Annotated in this window: 17 protein-coding genes; 13 read left to right on the top strand and 4 right to left on the bottom strand. The window is 38.3% G+C overall.

The genetic code is table 11. The annotated features are described in order from the left end of the window. Nucleotides 1-42 precede the first annotated feature (42 nt). The 9 genes from FAZ19_RS12415 (at nucleotide 43) to FAZ19_RS12375 (ending at nucleotide 10515) form a co-directional block, all read left to right on the top strand. Nucleotides 43-957, top strand: coding sequence for an AEC family transporter (locus FAZ19_RS12415; protein WP_136821032.1), 915 nt, complete (start codon nucleotides 43-45; stop codon nucleotides 955-957). Nucleotides 958-1055: 98 nt separating this feature from the next. Continuing rightward, nucleotides 1056-2018: a formylglycine-generating enzyme family protein gene (locus tag FAZ19_RS12410; protein ID WP_136821031.1), complete on the top strand. Its 963-nt coding sequence runs from the start codon at nucleotides 1056-1058 to the stop codon at nucleotides 2016-2018. 21 nt (nucleotides 2019-2039) lie between these two features. Then, nucleotides 2040-3353, top strand: coding sequence for a Gfo/Idh/MocA family protein (locus FAZ19_RS12405; RefSeq protein ID WP_136821030.1), 1314 nt, complete (start codon nucleotides 2040-2042; stop codon nucleotides 3351-3353). Then, nucleotides 3353-4369 (top strand): FAD:protein FMN transferase, encoded by a 1017-nt coding sequence (locus FAZ19_RS12400; RefSeq protein ID WP_136821029.1) that lies wholly within the window; start codon nucleotides 3353-3355, stop codon nucleotides 4367-4369. The genes FAZ19_RS12405 and FAZ19_RS12400 overlap by 1 nt, the downstream gene beginning before the upstream one ends. A 66-nt stretch (nucleotides 4370-4435) precedes the next feature. After that, the gene (locus FAZ19_RS12395) at nucleotides 4436-5353 is read left to right on the top strand and encodes a hydroxypyruvate isomerase family protein (protein ID WP_136821028.1); all 918 of its coding nucleotides are present in this window, start codon (nucleotides 4436-4438) and stop codon (nucleotides 5351-5353) included. A gap of 82 nt (nucleotides 5354-5435) precedes the next feature. Beyond that, the gene (locus FAZ19_RS12390; RefSeq protein ID WP_136821027.1) at nucleotides 5436-6686 is read left to right on the top strand and encodes a nucleoside permease; all 1251 of its coding nucleotides are present in this window, start codon (nucleotides 5436-5438) and stop codon (nucleotides 6684-6686) included. A 20-nt stretch (nucleotides 6687-6706) separates the two neighbouring features. Beyond that, nucleotides 6707-8389: a GMC oxidoreductase gene (locus FAZ19_RS12385; protein ID WP_136821026.1), complete on the top strand. Its 1683-nt coding sequence runs from the start codon at nucleotides 6707-6709 to the stop codon at nucleotides 8387-8389. A 24-nt stretch (nucleotides 8390-8413) separates the two neighbouring features. After that, nucleotides 8414-9844 carry a Gfo/Idh/MocA family protein gene (locus FAZ19_RS12380; protein ID WP_136821025.1) on the top strand — a complete coding sequence of 477 codons (1431 nt, stop codon included), beginning with the start codon at nucleotides 8414-8416 and terminating at the stop codon, nucleotides 9842-9844. A gap of 11 nt (nucleotides 9845-9855) precedes the next feature. Continuing rightward, complete coding sequence (locus FAZ19_RS12375; RefSeq protein ID WP_136821024.1) at nucleotides 9856-10515, top strand: gluconate 2-dehydrogenase subunit 3 family protein; 660 nt, start codon at nucleotides 9856-9858, stop codon at nucleotides 10513-10515. 22 nt (nucleotides 10516-10537) lie between these two features. Here FAZ19_RS12375 and FAZ19_RS12370 read toward each other — a convergent pair whose 3' ends face one another. After that, the gene (locus tag FAZ19_RS12370) at nucleotides 10538-11563 is read right to left on the bottom strand and encodes a LacI family DNA-binding transcriptional regulator (protein WP_136821023.1); all 1026 of its coding nucleotides are present in this window, start codon (nucleotides 11561-11563) and stop codon (nucleotides 10538-10540) included. An 86-nt stretch (nucleotides 11564-11649) separates the two neighbouring features. Here FAZ19_RS12370 and FAZ19_RS12365 point away from each other — a divergent pair, with 86 nt between their 5' ends. The 3 genes from FAZ19_RS12365 to FAZ19_RS12355 are packed head-to-tail and all read left to right on the top strand — an operon-like array spanning nucleotide 11650 to nucleotide 16215. Continuing rightward, nucleotides 11650-13128 carry a xylulokinase gene (locus FAZ19_RS12365; protein WP_136821022.1) on the top strand — a complete coding sequence of 493 codons (1479 nt, stop codon included), beginning with the start codon at nucleotides 11650-11652 and terminating at the stop codon, nucleotides 13126-13128. A gap of 22 nt (nucleotides 13129-13150) precedes the next feature. Then, nucleotides 13151-14479, top strand: coding sequence for a xylose isomerase (gene xylA / locus FAZ19_RS12360; RefSeq protein WP_136821021.1), 1329 nt, complete (start codon nucleotides 13151-13153; stop codon nucleotides 14477-14479). Nucleotides 14480-14529: 50 nt separating this feature from the next. Continuing rightward, on the top strand, nucleotides 14530-16215 hold the full coding sequence (locus FAZ19_RS12355; protein WP_136821020.1) for a sodium/sugar symporter: 1686 nt from the start codon (nucleotides 14530-14532) through the stop codon (nucleotides 16213-16215). Between the two features lie 196 nt (nucleotides 16216-16411). On the opposite strand, the gene FAZ19_RS12350 is transcribed toward FAZ19_RS12355, so the two are convergent. From FAZ19_RS12350 to gyrA, 3 genes are read right to left on the bottom strand one after another with little or no spacing between them, the layout of a single operon-like run. Then, complete coding sequence (locus FAZ19_RS12350; RefSeq protein WP_136821019.1) at nucleotides 16412-17587, bottom strand: tetratricopeptide repeat protein; 1176 nt, start codon at nucleotides 17585-17587, stop codon at nucleotides 16412-16414. A gap of 13 nt (nucleotides 17588-17600) precedes the next feature. Beyond that, on the bottom strand, nucleotides 17601-18725 hold the full coding sequence (locus FAZ19_RS12345) for a tetratricopeptide repeat protein (RefSeq protein WP_229707472.1): 1125 nt from the start codon (nucleotides 18723-18725) through the stop codon (nucleotides 17601-17603). Next, a complete protein-coding gene (gene gyrA, locus FAZ19_RS12340; protein ID WP_136821018.1) occupies nucleotides 18706-21258 on the bottom strand; it encodes a DNA gyrase subunit A in 2553 nt (850 codons plus the stop codon). The genes FAZ19_RS12345 and gyrA overlap by 20 nt, the downstream gene beginning before the upstream one ends. Nucleotides 21259-21584: 326 nt before the next feature. Here gyrA and serC point away from each other — a divergent pair, with 326 nt between their 5' ends. Next, nucleotides 21585-22652 (top strand): 3-phosphoserine/phosphohydroxythreonine transaminase, encoded by a 1068-nt coding sequence (gene serC, locus FAZ19_RS12335; RefSeq protein ID WP_136821017.1) that lies wholly within the window; start codon nucleotides 21585-21587, stop codon nucleotides 22650-22652. The last annotated feature ends 8 nt before the right edge of the window (nucleotides 22653-22660 follow it).

The raw sequence follows: 22660 nt of genomic DNA, 5'->3' as shown, positions 1-22660 counted from the left end.
AGAGGCTTTTGAAATCATTTCAAAAGCCTTTTCTTTGTTGTCGTGTTAAATTTTCTAATTATCTTAATTTCCTTAGTGGCGGGCTTCCTCGTCCGACAAACTAAGTTGACAGATGCATCTGCCCATAAAGGAATTAATATATGGGTAATTTATATAGCACTGCCTGCTGTTGCGCTTAAATTTATACCGCAGATTGATTTGAATATTGCTTATTTGTACACAATTCTCCTACCTTTCATCGTTTTTGGCGGATCTTTTTTATTCTTTAAATCTCTCAACTTAATTTTAAAACTTTCCAATCGTAATCTGATAACTTTAATTCTGGTCTCTGGATTAAGCAATACATCATTTGTTGGATTTCCCTTGATTATTACATTTTTTGGAGAGGAATATTTAAAAATCGGTATTGTAAGTGATCAAACCACTTTTTTTATTCTATCTTCAGCGGGAGTAATACTTGCCATAGACGCAAAAAAATCTAGTCAAAAAACTGAAAATCGAATATCTTTCATCGTTAAAAGAGTTTTTACCTTTCCGCCTTTAATAGCATGCATAATAGCCGTTATTTTTCGCGATGTATGGCTTACCAATGCATCTCAGGAAGTTCTTACTGCTTTTGCCTCAACTGTTTCACCTTTAGCACTTTTTTCGATAGGAATGCAGTTGAGTTTTAAAAATTGGAAAAAGGAGTTTAGTTTGATTTCATATTCTTTATTTTACAAACTGATTTTAGCTCCCGCTGTCCTTATCGTACTTACATTTTTTATAGGTTTGCACGGGACATTCTATAGAGTTTCTGTCTTTGAGATGGTCATGCCAAGTTTGGTTGCAACGAGTCTAGTTATACAACAGTTTGGTCTCAATACCAAACTTGCGAATTCGACAATAGGAGTCAGCGTTATTATCGGCCTATTTCTTTCTTTTATTTGGCATAGTGTGATAATTACACTATTGTAACGTCTTTGTTATTCGACACTAACGGTAACCTGAATTTTATTTACTACTTTAGATTTAGTTTATCAAATTAGATATACTAAACCTATAATTGATAATTGATGAATAGAATTTTCTTGTTTTCCGTTTTGAGTATTTCTGCAGCGCAAGCGCAGTCATCTCATGAACGTTATGTACAGCAGATAGAGGGTACTTCGCTTGAATTCACCATGGAGGCCATTCCTGGTGGCACATTCATTATGGGGAGCAATAGTTCTGCAAAAGCGGATGAAAAACCTGCTCACCATGTAGAAATTGATGCTTTTTGGATGGGAACTTACGAAGTAACCTGGGATATTTACGAACTCTTTTTATATAAGGACTACGAGCAGTCTAAACAAACAAGTGGTGCCATCCCTGACCAGGTAGACGCCGTTACACGCCCTACTAAGCCTTATTTGGATATGACTTTTGGAATGGGGAAGGAAGGATATCCTGCATTGGCGATGACCCATTATAATGCTATACAGTTTTGTAAATGGCTATACGTAAGAACGGGCGTGTTTTATAGATTACCAACGGAAGCAGAGTGGGAATATGCCTGTCGTGCAGGATCTGATAAAGCATACTTCTTTGGAGATGATGTAAAATTGGCGGCAGAATACGCTTGGTTTGGCACGAACAGCAATCAATCTACACACCCAGTGGGAGAGAAGAAGCCCAATTCGTTTGGATTATATGACATTCTGGGCAATGTAGCAGAGTGGACATATGATCAATATATTGCTGATTTTTATACTCGGGATAAACCAGAGCCTATTGATAATCCAGTAGCTATTCCCACTGCTCTCTACCCACATGTAGTGAGAGGAGGGTCTTTTGAAAGCGTAATCGAAGAGTTGCGTTCGGCAGCTCGTACAGCTTCCGATCCAGTTTGGAAGCAACTGGATCCACAGATGCCCAAATCTAACTGGTGGTTTCCAGAGGCTCCTTTTGTAGGAATGCGTCTTGTTAGGCCCTTAAATCCGCCTACACACGAAGAAATAATAGCCTATTACGATAAAGAACCTATTGCTGATTTTTAAAAAACCTAAATATTATAATACATGAAAAATTTTGACCGTAGAGATTTTATAAAATCTTCTTCCATAATAGCCGGATCGGCTGCTGTTACCATGACATCAGCTTCGTCAGTGTTTGCTGCTGGAAATGACGCGATTAAAGTCGCGTTGATCGGTTGTGGCGGACGGGGTACAGGAGCTACTGCCGATGCGCTTGAATCAGGGCAAAATGTTCGGATAGTTGCAATGGCGGATGCTTTTCAGGATAATCTCGATACATCATTAAAAAATCTAAAACAAAAATATAACGAAAAAATTGATGTTCCCCAGAGTCGACAATATGTGGGCTTTGACGGATACAAGTCTGCTATAAAAGATGCCGATGTCGTCATCCTAGCGACTCCGCCAGGATTTAGACCCATCCATTTTGAAGAAGCTGTAAAAGCTGGAAAGCATGTTTTTATGGAGAAGCCAGTGGCTGTTGATATTCCTGGAATACGCAAGGTATTGATTGCTGCAGCGGAAGCAAAAAAGAAAAAACTGAATGTCGTGGTGGGCTTACAAAGACGATATCAAAAGAATTACAAAGAAACTATTCAGCGCATCCAAGATGGAGCAATTGGTGATATCGTATCCGGACAAGTGTATTGGAATAGCGGTGGCGTATGGGTTAGGCCCCGTAAACCCAACCAGACAGAAATGGAATATCAGATGAGAAACTGGTATTACTTCAATTGGTTGTGTGGAGATCACATCGTAGAACAGCACGTACATAATATCGATATCGCTAACTGGATAAAAGGAAAATACCCGGTTTCCATTGAGGGAACTGGTTCTAGGGCACAAAGAGATGGAAAGGAGTACGGAGAGATCTATGATAATTTCGCAGTTGAATTGACTTATGATGATGGGACAGTTGTGTATAGTCAATGTCGTCATTTTGAGGGTATACACAATCGCGTAGATGAAACTTTTCAGGGAACTAAAGGAAGAGTTTATCTATCTGCTGGTAACCAAGGAGTACTTTGGGATGCGAAAGGCAACGAAATTTACCGTCACAATGGAAGAGGTGATGCTAATCCCTATCGTCAAGAGCATGTTGAATTGTTTGATGCAATTGCGAAGGGCGAATATAAATTTGAAAATGCTGAGTATGGAGCTTATAGTACATTGACGGGTATAATTGGTCGGTTAGCCTGCTATTCCGGTAAAGTAATTAAATGGGATCAGGCTATACAATCAGAGATTGATTTAATGCCAACAACGTATACATGGGAAAGTCTTCCGAAGATATTACCGGATGAAAATGGAATTTATCCAGTAGCTATACCTGGAATAAATTCGCAGCTGTACATTTAGTGTTAAGAATTATTGTTATCATAGTTCAGATACTGTTAGGATGTTTTGTTTTTGCTCAACATCCTAATGTATCTCATGAACAGGTAATTCAAGGACGTGCTCAGGGGACAACTTATCTGATACGCTATTTTTCAAACCAAGTTATACATAAAGATAATATAGATAGTTTGTTGAATAGCATAGACGCATCAATGTCTCTCTACAATCCATCTTCATTGATTTCCATATTTAATCAAGCCAGTACTAAAGTGATACACATGGATCCTCATATGGCTGAGGTAGTTCGTAAGGGCTTGCAAATGCATAAGCGAACAAAAGGATATTTTGATATTACCATATTGCCACTTGTTAAGTTGTGGGGGTTCGGTGCTGAAGGTGTTAAGCATGATCCAACAGATTACGAAGTCTCAGCGATACTACCCCTTGTAGGAATTCAAAACCTAAAAATTAGAGGAAAAAAGCTGATTAAAAATAATCCTGGCGTTTCAATAGATTTAAATGGTATAGCGCAGGGTTATAGCGTGGATGTGGTTGCGCAATATTTGGAAGACAATAATATTCAGAACTATCTCGTTGAAATAGGGGGAGAAATAAGGGTGAAAGGAACTAAAGAATCGAAAAGTTGGCAAATTGCGATCCAACGGCCTCTCTCTCGCTTAGCCATAGATTCATTGACCCATTATAAATTAAATTTGAAGGATAAAGCTGTTACAACCTCTGGAACTTATGAAAACAGGAGGGTCGTTGGCCAGACGCATATCTCTCATCACATAAATCCCATAACGGGATACCCGGTGAAAAATGTGATCGTTAGCGCTACAGTGATAGCAAATACGGCCATGGAAGCTGATGCTTTTGATAACTACTTTATGTACCTTAAACCATCTAGCGCAATAGAATTTGCGGACAAAATAAAAGGAATTGAAGTGTATTTAATCTACTTCGATAATAATTCTTATAAAGAGGTTTTTTCTAAAGGCTTTAAAAATTATATTTACAATGCATCAGCAATATGATGGCATATTTTCCCGTAAAGCGTGTGACATATTTTTGAAATGATACTTTAACGAACAATTATATAAATGAAAAGATCAGATTTTGTTAAAAATGCAGGTTTGCTTGTCGGAAGCTCTGTGTTTCTGGATTCATCTCTAAAAGCATCAACGACAGATAATAATAACATGAAAAATCAAACGTTTAAATTGGATTATGCTCCACATCAAGGGATGTTCAGTACGTCTGCCGGTAAGGGTTTTCTCGATGAGATACAATATATGTATGATTTGGGCTTTCGCAGTATTGAAGACAACGGTATGCCCGGACGTTCCGTGGATGAGCAAAAGAAAGCGGGAGAACTACTCGCTAAGTTGGGCATGAGAATGGGTGTATTTGTTGTGCCAAAAGGTGGCAATGGTGCAAATACATTGGCAGCAGGTAAACGGGAGCATGTCGATATATTTTTAAAAGGATGTCGTGACTCCGTTGAAATCGCTAAACGTGTCAATGCGAAGTGGGTGACTGTAGTACCTGGTGACTATGAACGTCGCCTTCCTATTGGTGTACAAACGGCAAACGTTATTGAAGGACTTAAAAGGGGAGCTGAAATATTTGAACCACATGGAATTACAATGGTTTTAGAGCCATTAAGTGATACACCAGATCTTTTTCTACGATTTACTGACCAGACCTACGAGATTTGCAAAGCGGTCAATAGTCCATCATGTAAAATTCTATATGATGCCTATCACCAACAAAAGAACGAGGGAAATTTGATTAATTTGATGAACCAGTGTTGGAGTGAGATTGCATATATTCAAGTGGGCGATAACCCAGGCAGAAAAGAACCCACAACAGGAGAAATCAACTATAAAAATGTGTTTAAGTGGTTGTATGAAAAAGGTTACAAAGGGATAGTAGGAATGGAACACGGTATGTCCAAATCGGGAAAGGAAGGTGAAATATCGTTGGTCAATGCTTATCGTGAAGTGGATAATTTCTAATGCTAAATTATATTAGCAAAAATAATTTTAAATAATTTAGAATAACTACTATATTTATAAAATAAACCTATCATTCATCAAGATGTCAACATCAATAAAATTTAAGTTATCCTTCATGATGTTTCTCGAATTCTTTATTTGGGGAGCATGGTTTGTAACATTAGGAACATTTTTAATTAAAAATCTCCAAGCGAGTCAGTTTGAAATTTCGAACGTATTTTCAACGCAGTCATTAGGTGCTATTATTGCGCCTTTCATTATTGGTATGATTGCCGATAGGTATTTTAATGCCGAAAGAATATTGGGGATTTTACATTTAATTGGTGCGGGTTTGATGTTTCAAATGTATCAGGCGACAGATATGTCTGTATTTTATCCTTACGTGCTTTCATATATGATATTGTATATGCCTACGCTATCGTTGGTGAATTCAGTTTCATTTAGACAATTAACCAATCCGGAAAAGCAGTTTTCGAGTATCCGTATTTGGGGTACTATCGGATGGATTGTCGCGGGGTTATCAATCAGTTATTTATTTAAATGGGATTCGGCATTGGCGTCTGGAGAAGGGGCATTAAGAAATACGTTTTTAATGGCTTCTATTGCATCATTGGTGTTAGGATTATTCTCTTTCATCCTACCTAAAACTCCTCCAGTTAAAGTCCTATCAGATGAAAAAGCCTCTTTTGCATCCATAATTGGTTTGGATGCTATAAAATTGCTAAAAGATAAGAATTTCTTGATATTCTTTATCTCTTCCATTTTAATCTGTATTCCATTAGCATTCTACTATCAAAATGCAAATCCTTTTTTAGATCAAATTGGACTAGAAAATCCCACAGGGAAAATGACTATTGGTCAAATATCGGAGGTGCTCTTTTTATTGCTATTACCCGTGTTTTTCACCCGATTTGGTTTCAAAAAAACTATTCTTGTCGGTATGTTGGCTTGGGCTGTTCGTTATCTTTTATTCGCATATGGCGATGCAGGAGATTTATCATTTATGTTGATTTTAGGTATTGCCTTACATGGAATTTGTTACGATTTTTTCTTCGTATCAGGACAAATCTATACAGATAGTAAGGCTGGTGTGAAATATAAAAGTGCTGCCCAGGGCCTAATTACATTGGCTACCTATGGTGTGGGACAATTAATTGGATTTTGGGTAGCGGGGTTTGTCGGCGAAAAATATAAAAGCTTACAGGAAACAGATGTTGCTGCATTCTGGGAGCAAACTTGGATTATACCTGCCGGCATTGCGTTTGTGGTATTTATCCTATTCTTAATTTTCTTTAAAGACGAGAAAGTAGAAAACAAAACTGAAAAAATTTAAACCAAACTAGTAGAAGAAATATGGCAGACAATGTTTATGATGCAATCGTTATTGGATCGGGTATTAGCGGTGGATGGGCAGCGAAGGAGCTTACGGAGAAAGGGTTAAAAACCATTATGCTGGAGCGTGGCCGGAATGTTGAACATGTAAAGGATTATCATGCGAATAAAAATACATGGGAATATCCCCATCGTGGCGGTCGCACGAAACAAATGGAGGAGGACTATCCTGTTCTAAAGCGCGATTACGCTTTAAATGAAAAGAATTTAGATTTTTGGGTTAATGAAAAAGAAAGCCCATATACAGAGACAAAACGTTTTGATTGGTATAGAGGATATCACGTAGGAGGTAGATCTTTAATGTGGGGACGTCAAAGCTACCGTTTCTCAGATTTGGATTTCGAAGCTAATATAAAAGATGGACACGGTACAGATTGGCCTATCCGATATGCCGATATCGCTCCTTGGTATAGCTACGCTGAAAAGTGGGCCGGTATCTCTGGCAATAGAGATGGATTAGCTGTATTACCCGATGGTGACTTTCAACCTGCCATGGATATGAACGTGGTGGAGAAAGATCTCGCATCGCGTTTGAAAAAAGAGTACGGTGGCCAACGTCACTTCATTATGGGGCGAACTGCTAATATCACTAAACCACATACAGGTCGTATCAATTGCCAATACCAAAATCAGTGTTGGTTAGGTTGTAATTTTGGTGCCTACTTTAGTACACAGTCATCGACTTTACCCCCTGCTGTAGCTACGGGCAACCTTACCTTAAGACCGTTTTCTATTGTTACCGAAATTATTTATGATAAGGATACCCAGAAAGCTAAAGGAGTAAGGATTATTGATGCTGAGACTAACCAAACCTATGAATTTTTTGCTAAAATAGTTTTTGTCTGTGCTTCTGCATTTAACTCCACTTGGGTGTTAATGAATTCGGCAACCGACGTATGGGAAGGTGGATTAGGAAGTAGTAGTGGCGAGTTAGGTCACAATGCAATGGATCATCATTTTCGAGTTGGTGCCGGTGGGAGAGTAGAAGGACATGAAGATAAGTATATTTTCGGTCGAAGACCGACTGGATTATATGTTCCTCGATTTGTCAATGTTGATGGAGATACAAAGCAGAGAGAATATGTGCGTGGTTTTGGCTATCAGGGAGCAGCCAGTCGTGGACGATGGTCTGGCGAGGTAGCTGAGATGAGTGTAGGCGGAGACTGGAAAGACGCCATGCTCGAACCAGGTGATTGGTCTGTGGGCTTTACCGCATTTGGCGAGATATTACCTTATCATGAAAACCGTATTTCACTCGATAAGAATACGAAAGACAAATGGGGGCTACCCGTATTGGCAATGGATATGGAGATAAAAGACAACGAGAAAAAAATGCGTAAAGATATGGCGGAGGAAATGAAAGAAATGCTGGATAAAGTGGGCGTGAAAGATATCTATACGTATGACAATGATTATGCCTTTGGTATGGGTATCCATGAGATGGGGACTGCGCGTATGGGGACAGATCCTAAGAATTCAGTTTTGAATAAACATAATCAAGTTTGGGATGCAAAAAATGTATTTGTTACAGATGGTGCAGCAATGACTTCCGGTGCTTGTGTGAACCCTTCATTGACGTATATGGCTTTGACGGCTAGAGCGGTAGACTTTGCTGTGTCAGAATTAAAAAAAGGAAATTTGTAAAATAAGCGATTAAACCTATAAAACATGAATACAACAAACGAGAGTAGAAGAGATTTTATCAAGAAAGCGGCTATAGCAGCGGCTGGAATTACTATAGTACCTAGACATGTACTTGGAGGAGAGGGGTACAGAGCACCAAGCGATATGTTACAAATTGCCTCGATCGGCGTAGGCGGAATGGGACAATCTGATGTAAATAATTTTTTTAAAAGCGGAAAAGCAAATATTGCCTATCTATGTGATGTAGATACCGCAAGAGCAAAGAATTCGGTAGAGAAATTTCCTAAAGCAAAGTTCTATACTGATTTTAGGGAAATGTTAGACAAAGAGCATACACATATCGATGCAGTATCTATTTCCACTCCAGATCACAACCATGCTATACAAACTTTAGCGGCCATGCAGCTGGGTAAACATGTGTATGTGCAAAAGCCTATGGCTCATGATGTATGGGAAGCGAGGGTATTGACCGATGCGGCGAAGAAGTATAAAGTAGTGACACAAATGGGAAATCAAGGTGCTTCCGGAGATGGTGTGCGTCAGATGCGTGAGTGGATTGACGCCGGTCTTATCGGAGATTTGGAAGAAATCTATTGTTGGACAGATAGACCCGTTTGGCCTCAAGGTATTGCGTGGCCCGCTCAAAAAGCGAAAGTTCCGAGTACGTTGGATTGGGATAAATGGTTAGGTACTGCACCACAGACTGATTATTTTGATAAATTGGTTCCTTTTAATTGGAGGGGTTGGTGGCCTTACGGTACCGGAGCGTTAGGTGATATGGGTTGTCATAATATGGAAGCTCCTTTTAGCATTTATGGGTTACAATATGTAAAAGATGTACAAGCAAGTGTCGGTTCGGTATATGTTGATGAATTTAAGCGAGGATATTTTCCAGAATCGTGTCCGCCGTCTAGTTATGCAACATTGACTTTCCCCAAAACAGCAAAAACTAAAGGTGATGTGAAGGTTCATTGGATGGACGGCGGTATTCAACCACCTAGACCCGAAGAATTAGGCGCAAATGAGATGTTCGGCGACGGAGGAAATGGTATTTTATTCATAGGTAAGAAAGGCAAGATTTTAGCAGATACATATGCCGCTAATCCTCGATTGTTACCAACGGATAAAAAGCATAAGGAAGTAAAACAGAAGTATGCTCGTGTAGAAGGGGGGGCATCAGGGCATTGGACACAGTGGGTAGAAGGATGTCTTGCAGGTTATGGTAATATGGAAATGTCGTCGCCTTTCGAAATAGCTGGTCCTTTAACGGAAGCGTTATTGATGGCAAATTTGGCTATTAGAGGATCTGATCTGAAGGTTGATAATAAATATCCCGGGCGTGGATTAAAACTACTATGGGATAATAATAATATGCGCGTTACCAATTTTGAAGACGTAAACCAGTTCGTTAAAAGAACGTATCGTCCAGGATGGGAGGTTAATTATACTTTTTAATAATTAGAAAGATGAATAGAAGAGAAGCAATACAACGAGTTGCAATGATTATAGGTGGATCTGTAATCGGTGCTAATTTATTTTTAGAGGGGTGTACAAGGTCAGCTTCTAAAGACGTAGCAGCGTTATTCGAACAAACCAGTGTAGATTTATTAAATGAATTGGCAGAGGCTATTTTGCCTCGTACCTCTACTCCAGGAGCTAAAGACGCAAATGTTGGCGCATTTATTCCCGTGATGATAAGAGACTGCTATACCGCCGTAGATCAAAAAGCGTTCTTAGAAGGACTGTCTAAAGTTGATGAAATTTCCCAGAAAGGATTTAATAAAAATTTCAGAGAATTAACCTCTGAAGAACGTTTACAATTTGTAAATACGTTGGATAAGGAGGCAAAAGACTTTCAAACTGACAAAAAAGAGAAAGAGAAAGCAAGGGAGCAGGATAGGGCTAATCAAAATGAGAATGCGACGAACCGGCAAAACCAAAGTGCTGACAAAGTTAATGATCTAGAGGAGCTTCCTAATCACTTTTTTACAATGCTTAAGCAGCTAACGCTTACTGGTTTTTTTACTTCCGAAGTCGGAATGACGCAGGCTTTACGTTACGTAAAAATTCCAGGTAAGTTTGATGGTGCCTACCCCTACAAAAAAGGTGATAGAGCTTTTGCATAGAAATAAACAACCCGCATCTCTACTATTTAGATGCGGGTTGTTTCGTAGAATCCCTTGCGATCAAGATGGGCTCTAGAACTATTTTTTCAGGACTATCAATACTCGATTTTTTGTTGATCAATCTTAAAAATAAAGAAGCACATTCCTGTCCCATTTTTACTGCCTGTTGATCGATAGTAGACAGACTGGGGGTTATATATTCGGAAAAAGTTTGATTGGCAAACCCTATTACCCCCACCTTGGGAGGAACAATTCCTATTGTCGATAATCCTTTTACGATGCCTAACGCAGTAAAATCGTCGCCACCAATTATAGCATCTGGTTTTTCCTTTAATTTGAATAGTTTTTCTGTGGCTTTAATTCCGCCTTGAATGGATAACTCGTCTAAAATAATTAGATTCTCATCTAAAGCTATATTTGCTTCATGTAATGCATTTATATAGCCTTTGTAACGATCTACAAAAATTTTAATTTTGTGCTTAGTTGATACATAAGCTATTTTTTTATATCCTGAATCGATAAGATGTTTAGTCGCTATATATCCTGCTAATGTATCGTTAATAGCGACCGATGGAACATTGAGCTCATTATGAATGCGATCAAATACAATCAATGGTTTTCCTTCTGCTTCCACTTTTCGAATGTGGTCTATGTTATCGGTCTCTAGCGAAAGTGATATAATAATACCATCTACCTGCGCTTCCAATAACGTTTGAATTCCATTTATTTCAGATTCCAGCGTTTCATTAGATTGGTATAGCAGAATACTGTAGCCTGCTTTTTTCAATGCTTGTTCCAAGCTGTATATTACGGAGGAAAAAAAATGAATTTTTGCACTGGGAATAACTATACCAATAATATTTGTCTTGCCTGAACTTAGAGATGTAGCAATTTTATTTGGGCGGTAATTTAATTTCTTCGCCATCTCCCAAACAGCATTTCGAGTTTCCTCACTAATTGAAGAAATATTATTTAATGCCCTAGAAACGGTAGATACTGTGATATTCAGCTCTTTGGCAATGTCATATATTGTAGTTCTCTTTTTCAATTATCTTATTTTTTAAAATTAATTTGTAAATATAATTAAAATTAAATACTTTTATGCAATCGGTTGCATCGTCACTCTTTTTTATTATGTTATTATTAGGTATAGACTTAGGAACATCGTCCATAAAAGTATCAATTGTTGATGCTTATCGACAAAAATTAATAGTGTCTGTTAATTACCCAGAAACGGAAGCAGAAATATTATCTCCAGAAGCGGGTTGGGCAGAGCAAGATCCGGAGGTCTGGTGGGCGAATACCGTTCGTTGTATTCAGAAGGCTCATGCATCTAATTTGTATAATCCCAAGGAGATAAAGGCGATTGGAATAGCTTATCAGATGCACGGTCTTGTCCTTGTGGATAGGTCACAACAGGTATTGCGTAACGCTATTATCTGGTGTGATAGTAGGGCAGTAGCGATAGGTGATAAGGCGTTTGACGATTTAGGACATAAAGAATGCTTGACTACCTTGTTAAATTCTCCGGGTAACTTTACGGCCTCCAAATTAGCTTGGGTGAAATCAAATGAGCCAGATATTTATGAAAAGATAGACAAAATCTTATTACCAGGTGATTTTCTAACCATGAAACTAACCGGTGAGCTCAATACCACTAGCAGTGCACTTTCAGAGGGAGTTTTTTGGGATTTTTCTACGAATGCACTGTCTGATAATGTGATGTCTTATTTTAGTTTTTCTGGGTCCTTTATTCCTGCGATAAACCCTGTATTTAGTAATCATGGTAGATTGCATGCTAGCATAGCAGCCCAATTGGGATTGGCTTCAGACGTTGTCGTTACCTATAAAGCTGGTGATCAGCCGAATAATGCGTTGTCTCTTAATGTGTTGAAGTCAGGAGAGGTTGCTGCTACAGCCGGGACCTCAGGAGTTATATATGGAGTAAGTAATGAACTTGTATTCGATAAGCAATCGCGTATTAATACATTTGCTCATGTAAATCACAGCAGCGAGAATGTTAGTACCGGTGTTTTACTTTGTATAAACGGAACGGGAATACAAAACAGTTGGGTGAAAAAAATGGTTGGTGGAAATTTTGGATATGATGAGCTTAACAGCATAGCCTCAACTGCACCTCTTGGAAGTGGTGGGCTTCGGATACTTCCATTTGGGAATGGAGCGGAGCGCATGCTTAATAATAGACTGGTCAATGCACATATTCACCAAATTGATTTCAATCGCCACGGTATAGCCGAGGTACTCCGTGCTACGCAAGAGGGGATTGCTTTTTCATTCCGTTATGGGTTGGATATTATGCGTGAAAATGGGCTAAACCCGTCGGTTATTAGAGCGGGTAATGCCAATTTGTTTTTAAGCCCAATTTTTATATCTTCTTTTGTAGGTGCTACGCACACACCGGTAGAATTATACAACAATGATGGCAGTGTGGGTGCTGCGCTGGGGGCGGGTATAGGTGCCGATATTTATCATTCTTCCGGGGAGGCTTTTTCTAAAATGCAGATGATCCGTGAAATCGAGCCCCAACAAGTTGATTTGTACGAAGAACTATATCAAGACTGGAAATCATTATTAATAAAACAGCTAAACTAAATAATAATTTATCAAAAAGAATATGAACATTTTAAAAGGAGAAAAAGAGTATTTCGAAGGCATTCAGCAGATCCAGTTTGAAGGAAATGAAAGTGATAATCCACTAGCTTTTCGTTGGTATAATCCCGATCAGATGGTTCGGGGTAAGAGTATGGCCGAACATTTTAAATTTGCATGTGCGTATTGGCATTCTTTCAATGCAAATGGCAGCGATCCTTTTGGTGGCCCAACACACATTTTCTCATGGGATAAAAAAGCAGATGCTGTAGAAAGAGCTAAGGATAAAATGGATGCTGCATTTGAATTCATTACAAAATTGCAGATTCCTTATTACTGTTTTCACGATGTGGATTTGGTAGATTACACGGATGACATCGTCGAAAATGAACGACGGTTAGCGGCAATTACCGATTATGCGAAGATTAAGCAATCAGAAAGTGGGGTTAAATTATTGTGGGGTACTGCAAATTTGTTTAGCCACAGTAGATATATGAATGGCGCTTCTACCAATCCCGATTTTCATGTAGTTGCGCATGGCGCCGCACAAGTAAAAGCAGCACTAGACGCAACGATAGCATTAGGTGGTGAAAACTACGTGTTCTGGGGTGGGCGTGAAGGTTATATGTCATTGTTGAACACGAACATGAAACGAGAGCAAGAACATCTGGCGAAGTTTTTACATTTATCAAAAGATTACGCTCGTAAAAATGGTTTCAAAGGAACCTTCTTTATTGAACCTAAGCCCTGTGAGCCTTCAAAACATCAATATGATTACGATGCTGCTACAGTTATTGGTTTTTTACGTCAATATGATCTGTTAGATGATTTTAAATTGAATTTGGAAGTAAATCATGCAACATTAGCAGGGCATACTTTCCAGCATGAATTGCAAGTGGCTGCCGATGCGGGATTATTAGGCTCTATCGATGCGAATCGCGGCGATTACCAAAACGGATGGGATACAGATCAATTTCCAAATGACATTAATGAATTGACTGAGAGCTTGTTGATTATCTTGGAATCGGGAGGACTTCAGGGCGGAGGAGTGAATTTTGATGCTAAAATACGAAGAAACTCTACTGATCCGAAAGATTTATTTTATGCACACGTAGGAGGGATGGATATCTTTGCGAGAGCGTTATTAACTGCTGACCGTATTTTAGAAAAATCGGAATATTTAGAAATCCGTAAGGAAAGATACGCCTCATTTGATAGTGATCAAGGTGCTGATTTTGAGAAAGGTCTGTTGTCATTGGAGGACTTGCGCGACTATGCAGTAGCAAATGGTGAACCTAAGTCAATTAGCGGACGCCAAGAATATTTAGAAAATTTAATTAATAGGTTTATATAAGTCCGAACATTTTCTTACATTTAGACCCTAAACTAATATCGAATAAACCGATGAATAATTATTTAAGTACACAAGATTACATTGTGTTCCTCATTTATTTTGTGATCGTTGCTTCCTATGGGCTTTGGGTTTACTATAAGAAAAACGTGAAGACTGAAGGAACAGAATCAAAAGATTACTTTTTGGCCGAGGGGTCATTAACGTGGTGGGCAATCGGAGCGTCTCTCATTGCCTCTAACATTTCTGCCGAACAATTTATCGGTATGAGTGGTTCCGGATTTAAGATGGGCTTAGCCATAGCCACTTACGAATGGATGGCTGCAATTACGTTAATTGTAGTAGCTATTTTCTTTATTCCAGTATACCTGAAGAATAAGATTTTTACGATGCCACAATTTCTTAATCAGCGATATAATGGCACAGTTGCCATGATTATGGCTGTTTTTTGGTTAATGTTGTACGTTGTAGTGAATCTGACCTCTATTCTGTATTTGGGAGCCCTTGCGGTGAGCAGTATTTCTGGAATCAGCTTAACATTCTGTATGTATGCTATTGCCGTTTTTGCTATCATTATCACGTTGGGTGGGATGAAAGTAATTGGTTATACTGATGTAATTCAAGTTTTCTTTTTGATTTTAGGAGGCTTGGCTACAACCTATTTAGCATTGAGTTTGGTATCCGACCATTTCGGCGGCGGAGGTGGAATTCTACAAGGATACCAAATCATGACGGACAAAGCATCTGAGCATTTTCATATGATACTAAAACCCGAGAATGAGAATTATCTCGATTTGCCGGGTTTAACTGTGTTGGTAGGTGGTATGTGGATTGTTAATCTTAACTATTGGGGATGTAATCAGTATATTACTCAACGTGCCTTGGGAGCTGATCTTAAAACTGCCCGTAACGGGATCCTCTTTGCTGCATTTTTAAAGCTATTGATGCCTATCATTGTCGTAATCCCGGGCATTGCAGCCTATGTATTGTGGAAAGACGGCCTATTTCAACAAGAAATGCTTCAGGCAGGAGAAACCAATCCAGATCGCGCATATCCCGTTTTATTAAATCTGTTGCCAACAGGCTTAAAAGGCTTATCTTTCGCTGCGCTTACAGCAGCTGTAGTGGCTTCTCTAGCTGGTAAAGCGAATAGTATTGCAACAATATTCTCTTTAGATGTTTACAAAAAAGTATTCAACAAAGATGCTTCAGAGCGACAATTAGTGAATGTAGGGAAAATCACCATTATTGTATCTATGATTCTAGCGGTAATTATTGCGCCGCATTTGGGAATTGATAAAAAAGGTGGATTTCAATATATTCAGGAGTATACAGGTTTTGTTTCGCCGGGTATTTTCGCGATGTTTATACTAGGATTCTTTTGGAAGAAAACAACATCTAATGCTGCATTATTTGCAACTATTGGTGGATTCTTGTTTTCAATATTCTTTAAATTTTTACCGGGATATGTGGATCTTTCGTTTTTAAGTTCAATGAATTTTTCGGTTCTTAGTCCGGCTAGTGGCCTTTACGAAATCCCGTTCTTGGACCGTATGGGTTTTGTGTTTATTATCTGTATTATTGGAATGATCATAATCAGTAAAATTGAAAACGCGAGAGGAGTGGTTCCAAAAGGACTTGAGATCGATGTTAAAATGTTTAAAATGCATCCCGGCTTCATTGCTGGAGCACTGATCGTGACTTTTATTACAATAGCGCTATATACTATTTATTGGTAGTACTATACTTCATTTAAACATATCTTAATCCCAAATGTTAAGGCATTTGGGATTTTTTTATTAAGGGCAACATCAGGGTTGTACGTTTTATTTTCTTTATGATTATACTTCTTAATTACATGTAATATAACTGTATAAAAAAGGCGAAGGCATGAAATAAATTCATGCCTTCGCCTTTTTTATATAAGCTTACTTTTTAGTTTAAGGCATCAAGCTTATCCTGAATAGCTTTTCCTTTAGTTTCATCTTGTGTGAAATCGTAAAGACCTTTAAGACCTCTCAACGCACTCTCACTTTTCGGATCGCTATCGATTACTTTTGTAAAATAGATTTCAGCCGGTTTAATCTTTTCTTTAAGGGCATTTACTTTTTCATTATATTGGTTGTTGTTTAACGTCTTGTCATCGTTAATGGCTTGTAATTCATCACGGACCGAGTTCATTAATACAACACCAGCATTCAAATTTGCATCGGCATAATTTGGATCGATTTCGATAGCTTTTTGATACGCTTCAAGCGCTTTATCAGAATCGTTAGCAGCTGAATGGGCAATACCCAAATAATAATATAAACTTTTATTTTGAGGGTCTTTAGTCAATTGATTTTCGATTTCAGAAACAATTTTAGCTTCGTTACCAACTATTAAATTTAATTCAATATTTTGAATTACTGCATCGTTATCATTTGGATATGCTTGAGCTGCCTGAGCCGCATATTCAATAGCAGATGTAGTATCTCCTAAAGATAAGTATAACTTAGGTAAATCAACGACTACGAGTTTATGTGATGAAAAATCTTTTCTATCTAACAGTTGCTTGTATTTTTCGATACCATTCTTATAGTCCTGATTTTGGATCGCAGCTAATCCAGAATAATATGTTAACGTCGTGTCCCCTGGTAAATACGTCAAGGCATCATTGAAAGAGGTATAAGCGGACTTGAAATCTTGTTTTTCCCAAGCTCCCACGCCTTCATTAAATTTGTATTGTCCTAAAATCTGACCCGCTACGTCAATATTGGCTGTATTTTTATTATCCTTATCCAACTCTTTTGCTTTTTTTATACCTTCAATAGCTTTTGTTGCGGATTCAGCACTTTTTTCAAGAGAAGCAATATTGGCATATATTAATGAATAGTAAGTCCATGTTTCTGCCAGATCTTTGGTTTTCTCATGTACACTAGCTTCGTCAATTGCCTCTTGAGCAGTCGTCAAGTTTGCCTTACCCAATTCAGGACTTCCAGCACCCTTTACCTCTTCAAATTTTTGGATATTAGTAGCTGCTTTTTTCAAGTTGCTGTTTTGTGAATAAACCGTCGATGCGCCTGCTGCCATCAAAACGGAAAGAACTATTGCTTTTTTTAAATAATCCATGTCTATTGTAATATTAATTATTTGAAAGTTGATTTAATAACATGTTAACTCTATCCAGCTGTGTTATATCGTCTGCAGCTTCATAAAATAATGCCAGCCCTCTAAGTGTATTTACAGCGTATGGCTTTATCTCATTTGCTTTCAGCAAATAATTCTGTGCATCATACTGTGCTTCAAGATTATTTTTGTCTTGCAAAAATGTATTTAAATGGATCAAACCTAATGCCAAATTAGCATCATAATTACCATCATCCAACCCGATTACTTTTGTGTAATAACCCTTTGCTGCTTCAATATTCCGTTCATTTTCGTTCGCAAAACCAGCGAGATAAATTAAATGGATGTTTTCAGGCTCAAATTCTATCGCCTCATCAATGATAGGAACAATTGCAGCGTACGATTTGTTTTGAGCATACACCTCCACTAATTGGAAAAGAACATTTTTATTATTAAGGAATTTTGTTCTTGCAGCCTGAAGTGTATTCAAATACAACTGGTTTTCACCCTTTTTATGGTAGAGGTCTGCTAACTCTAGGTATTTGCTAGCATCTGCATCTGTGCTGTCCACTAATTTCTTGTAATAGACGATTGCATCATCTATCTTATTTGTTTGAGTGGCTAGAAGGGCTAAGTTATAGGTTACATCTTCTCCTTTGGAACCCAATTTTTGCACTTGAAGAAAATCAGCATATGCCTCCTCTAATTTTTGATTTTCTATAGATTTGTTTGCTTTGTAGATATAAGCTGCAGCCAAATTTTGCTTTATATATCTTACTTCTCCTTGGAAATTGTCCAAATCTCTAGGCCTTATCTTTGATAAAGCACTTGTTGCAATTTCTATTGGATCCTTATCGTTCTTAATTTTGCGTGTAGAATCCGAGTAAGCCATCGAACTATAGATCATAGCCCGTAAAACATTTACTTTTTTGTTAGAAGAGTCACGCCTAGTCTTGTAGGTAGCGTCAATAAACTTCTTCGCATTTTCGAGATCTTTTAGATCCCCTGTTTTCGAGTATTTAGCAAAACTGTTGGAGCTCTCCTTATAATCGGATTGAGCTACAACAGTTCCTGTAATCATTAAAAACAATAGTGAAGCAGTAAATGCTTTCATCATCGAATTATTCTTCAGTTTCATCATTATTTTGATCGTTAGATTCGCTGTTTTCTGAATCCTGATCTGTAAGACCATCTAGAATATCTTCTTCACGAGCTACTTTAGTGATCGAAGCGATCGCATCAGTTTCTTTCAACGTAATCAATCGCACACCTTGTGTTGCTCTACCCATCACTCTTAATGTATCTACACCTATCCGGATCACAATGCCAGATTTATTGATAATCATTAGATCATCTTGATCTGTGACGCCTTTGATTGCAACAAGTTCTCCCGTTTTTTCGGTGACATTTATGGTTTTTACACCTTTACCACCCCGGTTTGTAACACGATAATCATCGATATCAGTACGTTTTCCGTATCCTTTTTCAGAAACAACCAATACCGTTGCTTCAGAATCATCAACACTAATCATGCCAACTACCTCATCTTTTTCGGAAGCCAACCTGATACCACGAACTCCAGTTGCTGTTCTACCCATGGGTCTTACGGTCGATTCATTAAATCTGATGGCACGACCTGAGCGTAAAGCCATCACGATTTCACTAGTACCATTTGTTAAAGATGCTTCAATCAATTGATCTCCTTCATTGATGTTGATGGCATTAATGCCGTTCGCTCTTGGACGTGAATAAGCCTCTAAAGAAGTTTTCTTGATTGTTCCTTTTTTTGTACACATAATAATAAAGTTGTTTTCCAAATATTCTTGGTCTTTCAAGTTCTTTATTAATATGTATGCTTTGATCTTCTCATCTTTCGGTATGTTGATGATATTTTGAAGCGCTCTACCTCGTGAGGTTCGGCTTCCTTCAGGTATTTCGAATGCGCGCAACCAAAAGCAACGTCCGGATTCTGTAAATAGCAACATATAATTATGGGCGGTAGCTGTAATAATATGTTCTGTAAAATCCTCTTCTCTCGTATTCGTTCCGATTGCGCCCTTACCACCACGGCCTTGACGCTTATACTCCGACAATGGTGTTCGTTTCACATAACTGTTGTTTGATATGGTGATTACCACTTCTTCATCATCGACGAAATCTTCCATAGTCATATCTTCCGCCGAGTGTACAATTACTGATCGACGTTCATCACCATATTTCTCTTTAACCTCAGCCAATTCGTCTTTGATGATTTGCATACGTAGACCTTCATCTGCCAATACAGATTTCAAATACTCGATGGTATTCATCAACTCCGCATATTCTTCTTTGATCTTGTCGCGTTCCAGTCCGGTAAGACGTCTTAACGTCATATCCAAGATAGCGCGAGCCTGGATGTCACTCAATTCAAAACGTTCCATCAGCCCAACACGAGCCTCTTCTGGTGTATCCGAATTACGTATTAGTTTGATCACTTCATCTAGATGATCTAACGCAATTAAATAACCTTCAAGAATGTGTGCACGTTTTTCAGCCTCTGCTAATTCGTATTTTGTACGACGAATTACTACTTCGTGTCTATGCTCTACGAACTCATGAATCATATCTTTCAGATTCATTAACATTGGCCTTCCTTTTACAAGCGCAATATTATTTACAGAAAACGAAGTCTGTAATGAAGTGTGTTTATATAAATTATTTAGGACGACATTTGCATTTGAGTCGCGTTTTATGTCGTATACAATCCGGACCTCTCGTGTGGATTCATCACGTATCTCTGAAATACCTTCAATTTTCTTCTCATTGATCAAATCTACTGTTCGTTTGATCATGTCCGCCTTATTGATCTGATATGGGATTTCAGTAACGACAATGATTTCACGACCTGATTTGGTTGTTTCAATTTCAGCCTTCGCCCGCATGACAATACGGCCTCTACCGGTTTCAAATGCTTCTCTTACACCATGATGACCATAGATAATACCGCCAGTTGGGAAATCGGGACCTTTCACAAATTGCATTAACTCAGCGATCTCAATTTGACGGTTGTCTATATAGGCAATGGTTCCCTCTATAACCTCTGTTAGATTATGAGGCGCCATATTTGTAGCCATACCCACCGCGATACCAGAAGCTCCGTTAACTAATAGATTGGGGATTCGTGTCGGTAATACCGTAGGTTCCTGCAAGGAATCATCAAAGTTGAGCTGAAAGTCAACGGTGTCCTTATTAATGTCGGACAACATTTCTTCTGCAATTTTCCGAAGACGAGCTTCAGTATACCGCATTGCCGCTGGGGGGTCACCATCTAACGATCCATAATTACCTTGACCGTCGACCAATTGATATCGCAGTGACCAGCTCTGTGCCAAACGTACCATTGCATCATAAACAGATGAATCACCATGTGGGTGATACTTACCTAATACGTCACCGACAATACGAGCTGATTTTTTATATGGCTTTCCCGATGTTACACCCAAATCCAACATGCCGTATAAGACCCGGCGGTGCACAGGCTTCAAGCCATCCCTTGCATCAGGAAGAGCACGAGATACAATTACTGACATCGAATAATCGATGTAAGCAGCTTTCATCTGGTCTTCAATATTAATTTTTACAATCCTGTCGTGAGCAGGTGTTAAATTGTTTTCATTTTCTGTTTCTTCAGCCATATTTACCTGGTTTCTGTAAAACTAAATAAAGTGCCCTAATTTAGGCACTTCGCATGCGAAGATACGATTTTTTAGATGAAATATTTATATCTTACTATTAATATTTCGGTATAAAAAGTAAACGAAAATGATCAATGAGAGGCAAAACATAATGCCCCGTTTCACTGTCAAATTTGAAAAAGTAAGAATTGTTGTTATGTGTCAATGTTTTATAAAAAAGTGGTAAAATTTGAATATTTCATAATAATAATTTGAATTCATTTAAAATAATATAAAATAAAGTGTAAATTTGCAATCAAAATTTCACCATAAAACAATACTTACAAATGAAACATAATTTCGGTGCGGGTCCATGTATTTTACCTAAAGAAGTTTTTCAAGAAGCTTCTCAAGCAGTATTGGATTTTAATAATACGGGATTGTCCATTTTAGAAATATCTCATCGTTCCAAAGAGTTCGAGGAAGTGGTAGTGGAAACGGAGCGTTTAGTACGTGAACTGTTAAATGTTCCCCAAAATTATTCTGTATTATTTCTACAAGGTGGTGCAAGTCAACAATTTGCAATGGTTCCGTTAAACCTATTGCCCGAAGGCGGTAAGGCTGCTTACTTTGATACAGGTGTGTGGGCTACAAAGGCGGCTAAAGAAGCTAAAAAAATAGGACAAGTAGAAATAGTAGCTTCCTCAAGTGATAAAAACTATAATTATATTCCCAAAGGATTTGAAATCCCAGCTGATTCTGCCTATTTTCATTATACCTCCAATAACACTATTTACGGAACAGAAGTTTTTGAAAAACCTACTACGTCAGTTCCTACCGTAGTAGATATGTCTTCAGATATACTAAGTCGCGTGATAGATATAACGGATTATGACTTGATTTATGCTGGGGCGCAAAAAAATATGGGGCCGGCGGGTGTGACATTGGTCATCATCAAAGATGAAATTTTAGGTAGAAGCGGCCGTAGCTTACCTTCTATTTTGGATTACGAACCGCATATCAAAGCAGGTTCTATGTACAATACTCCTCCAGTGTATTCTATTTACGTATCCATGTTGAATCTTCGGTGGCTAAAGGCTAAGGGCGGTATCTCGGTGATCGAACAAGAAAATATTGTTAAAGCCCGCACATTATACGACGAGATCGAGCGTAATCCATTTTTTAAAGGAACTGCCGCGGTAGAGGATAGATCTCGTATGAATGTCACTTTTGTAATGGAAAATTCGGATTTAGAAGCAGAATTTCTAGCTTTGTCCAAAGAGCGTAATTTGATAGGTATTAAAGGTCATCGTTCGGTGGGAGGTTTTAGAGCATCCATTTACAATGCATTAAGCATTACATCTATAAACGCATTAGTAGACGCAATGCGAGAGTTTGAAGAAAAACACAAATAGTTTTTGAA

This window comes from Sphingobacterium alkalisoli, assembly GCF_005049105.1.
Lineage (GTDB): Bacteria > Bacteroidota > Bacteroidia > Sphingobacteriales > Sphingobacteriaceae > Sphingobacterium > Sphingobacterium alkalisoli.
Note: the sequence above shows the minus strand (reverse complement) of the source record. Positions and strands in the feature narration are given on the sequence as shown.

What these genes read in the sequence shown, in the direction of transcription:
- FAZ19_RS12410 (WP_136821031.1), top strand. Translation starts at nt 1,056, where the DNA reads ATGAATAGAATTTTCTTGTTTTCCGTTTTGAGTATTTCTGCAGCGCAA.
- FAZ19_RS12405 (WP_136821030.1), top strand. Translation starts at nt 2,040, where the DNA reads ATGAAAAATTTTGACCGTAGAGATTTTATAAAATCTTCTTCCATAATA.
- FAZ19_RS12395 (WP_136821028.1), top strand. Translation starts at nt 4,436, where the DNA reads ATGAAAAGATCAGATTTTGTTAAAAATGCAGGTTTGCTTGTCGGAAGC.
- FAZ19_RS12390 (WP_136821027.1), top strand. Translation starts at nt 5,436, where the DNA reads ATGTCAACATCAATAAAATTTAAGTTATCCTTCATGATGTTTCTCGAA.
- FAZ19_RS12385 (WP_136821026.1), top strand. Translation starts at nt 6,707, where the DNA reads ATGGCAGACAATGTTTATGATGCAATCGTTATTGGATCGGGTATTAGC.
- FAZ19_RS12380 (WP_136821025.1), top strand. Translation starts at nt 8,414, where the DNA reads ATGAATACAACAAACGAGAGTAGAAGAGATTTTATCAAGAAAGCGGCT.
- FAZ19_RS12375 (WP_136821024.1), top strand. Translation starts at nt 9,856, where the DNA reads ATGAATAGAAGAGAAGCAATACAACGAGTTGCAATGATTATAGGTGGA.
- FAZ19_RS12365 (WP_136821022.1), top strand. Translation starts at nt 11,650, where the DNA reads ATGTTATTATTAGGTATAGACTTAGGAACATCGTCCATAAAAGTATCA.
- xylA (WP_136821021.1), top strand. Translation starts at nt 13,151, where the DNA reads ATGAACATTTTAAAAGGAGAAAAAGAGTATTTCGAAGGCATTCAGCAG.
- FAZ19_RS12355 (WP_136821020.1), top strand. Translation starts at nt 14,530, where the DNA reads ATGAATAATTATTTAAGTACACAAGATTACATTGTGTTCCTCATTTAT.
- FAZ19_RS12350 (WP_136821019.1), bottom strand. Translation starts at nt 17,587, where the DNA reads ATGGATTATTTAAAAAAAGCAATAGTTCTTTCCGTTTTGATGGCAGCA.
- FAZ19_RS12345 (WP_229707472.1), bottom strand. Translation starts at nt 18,725, where the DNA reads ATGATGAAACTGAAGAATAATTCGATGATGAAAGCATTTACTGCTTCA.
- gyrA (WP_136821018.1), bottom strand. Translation starts at nt 21,258, where the DNA reads ATGGCTGAAGAAACAGAAAATGAAAACAATTTAACACCTGCTCACGAC.
- serC (WP_136821017.1), top strand. Translation starts at nt 21,585, where the DNA reads ATGAAACATAATTTCGGTGCGGGTCCATGTATTTTACCTAAAGAAGTT.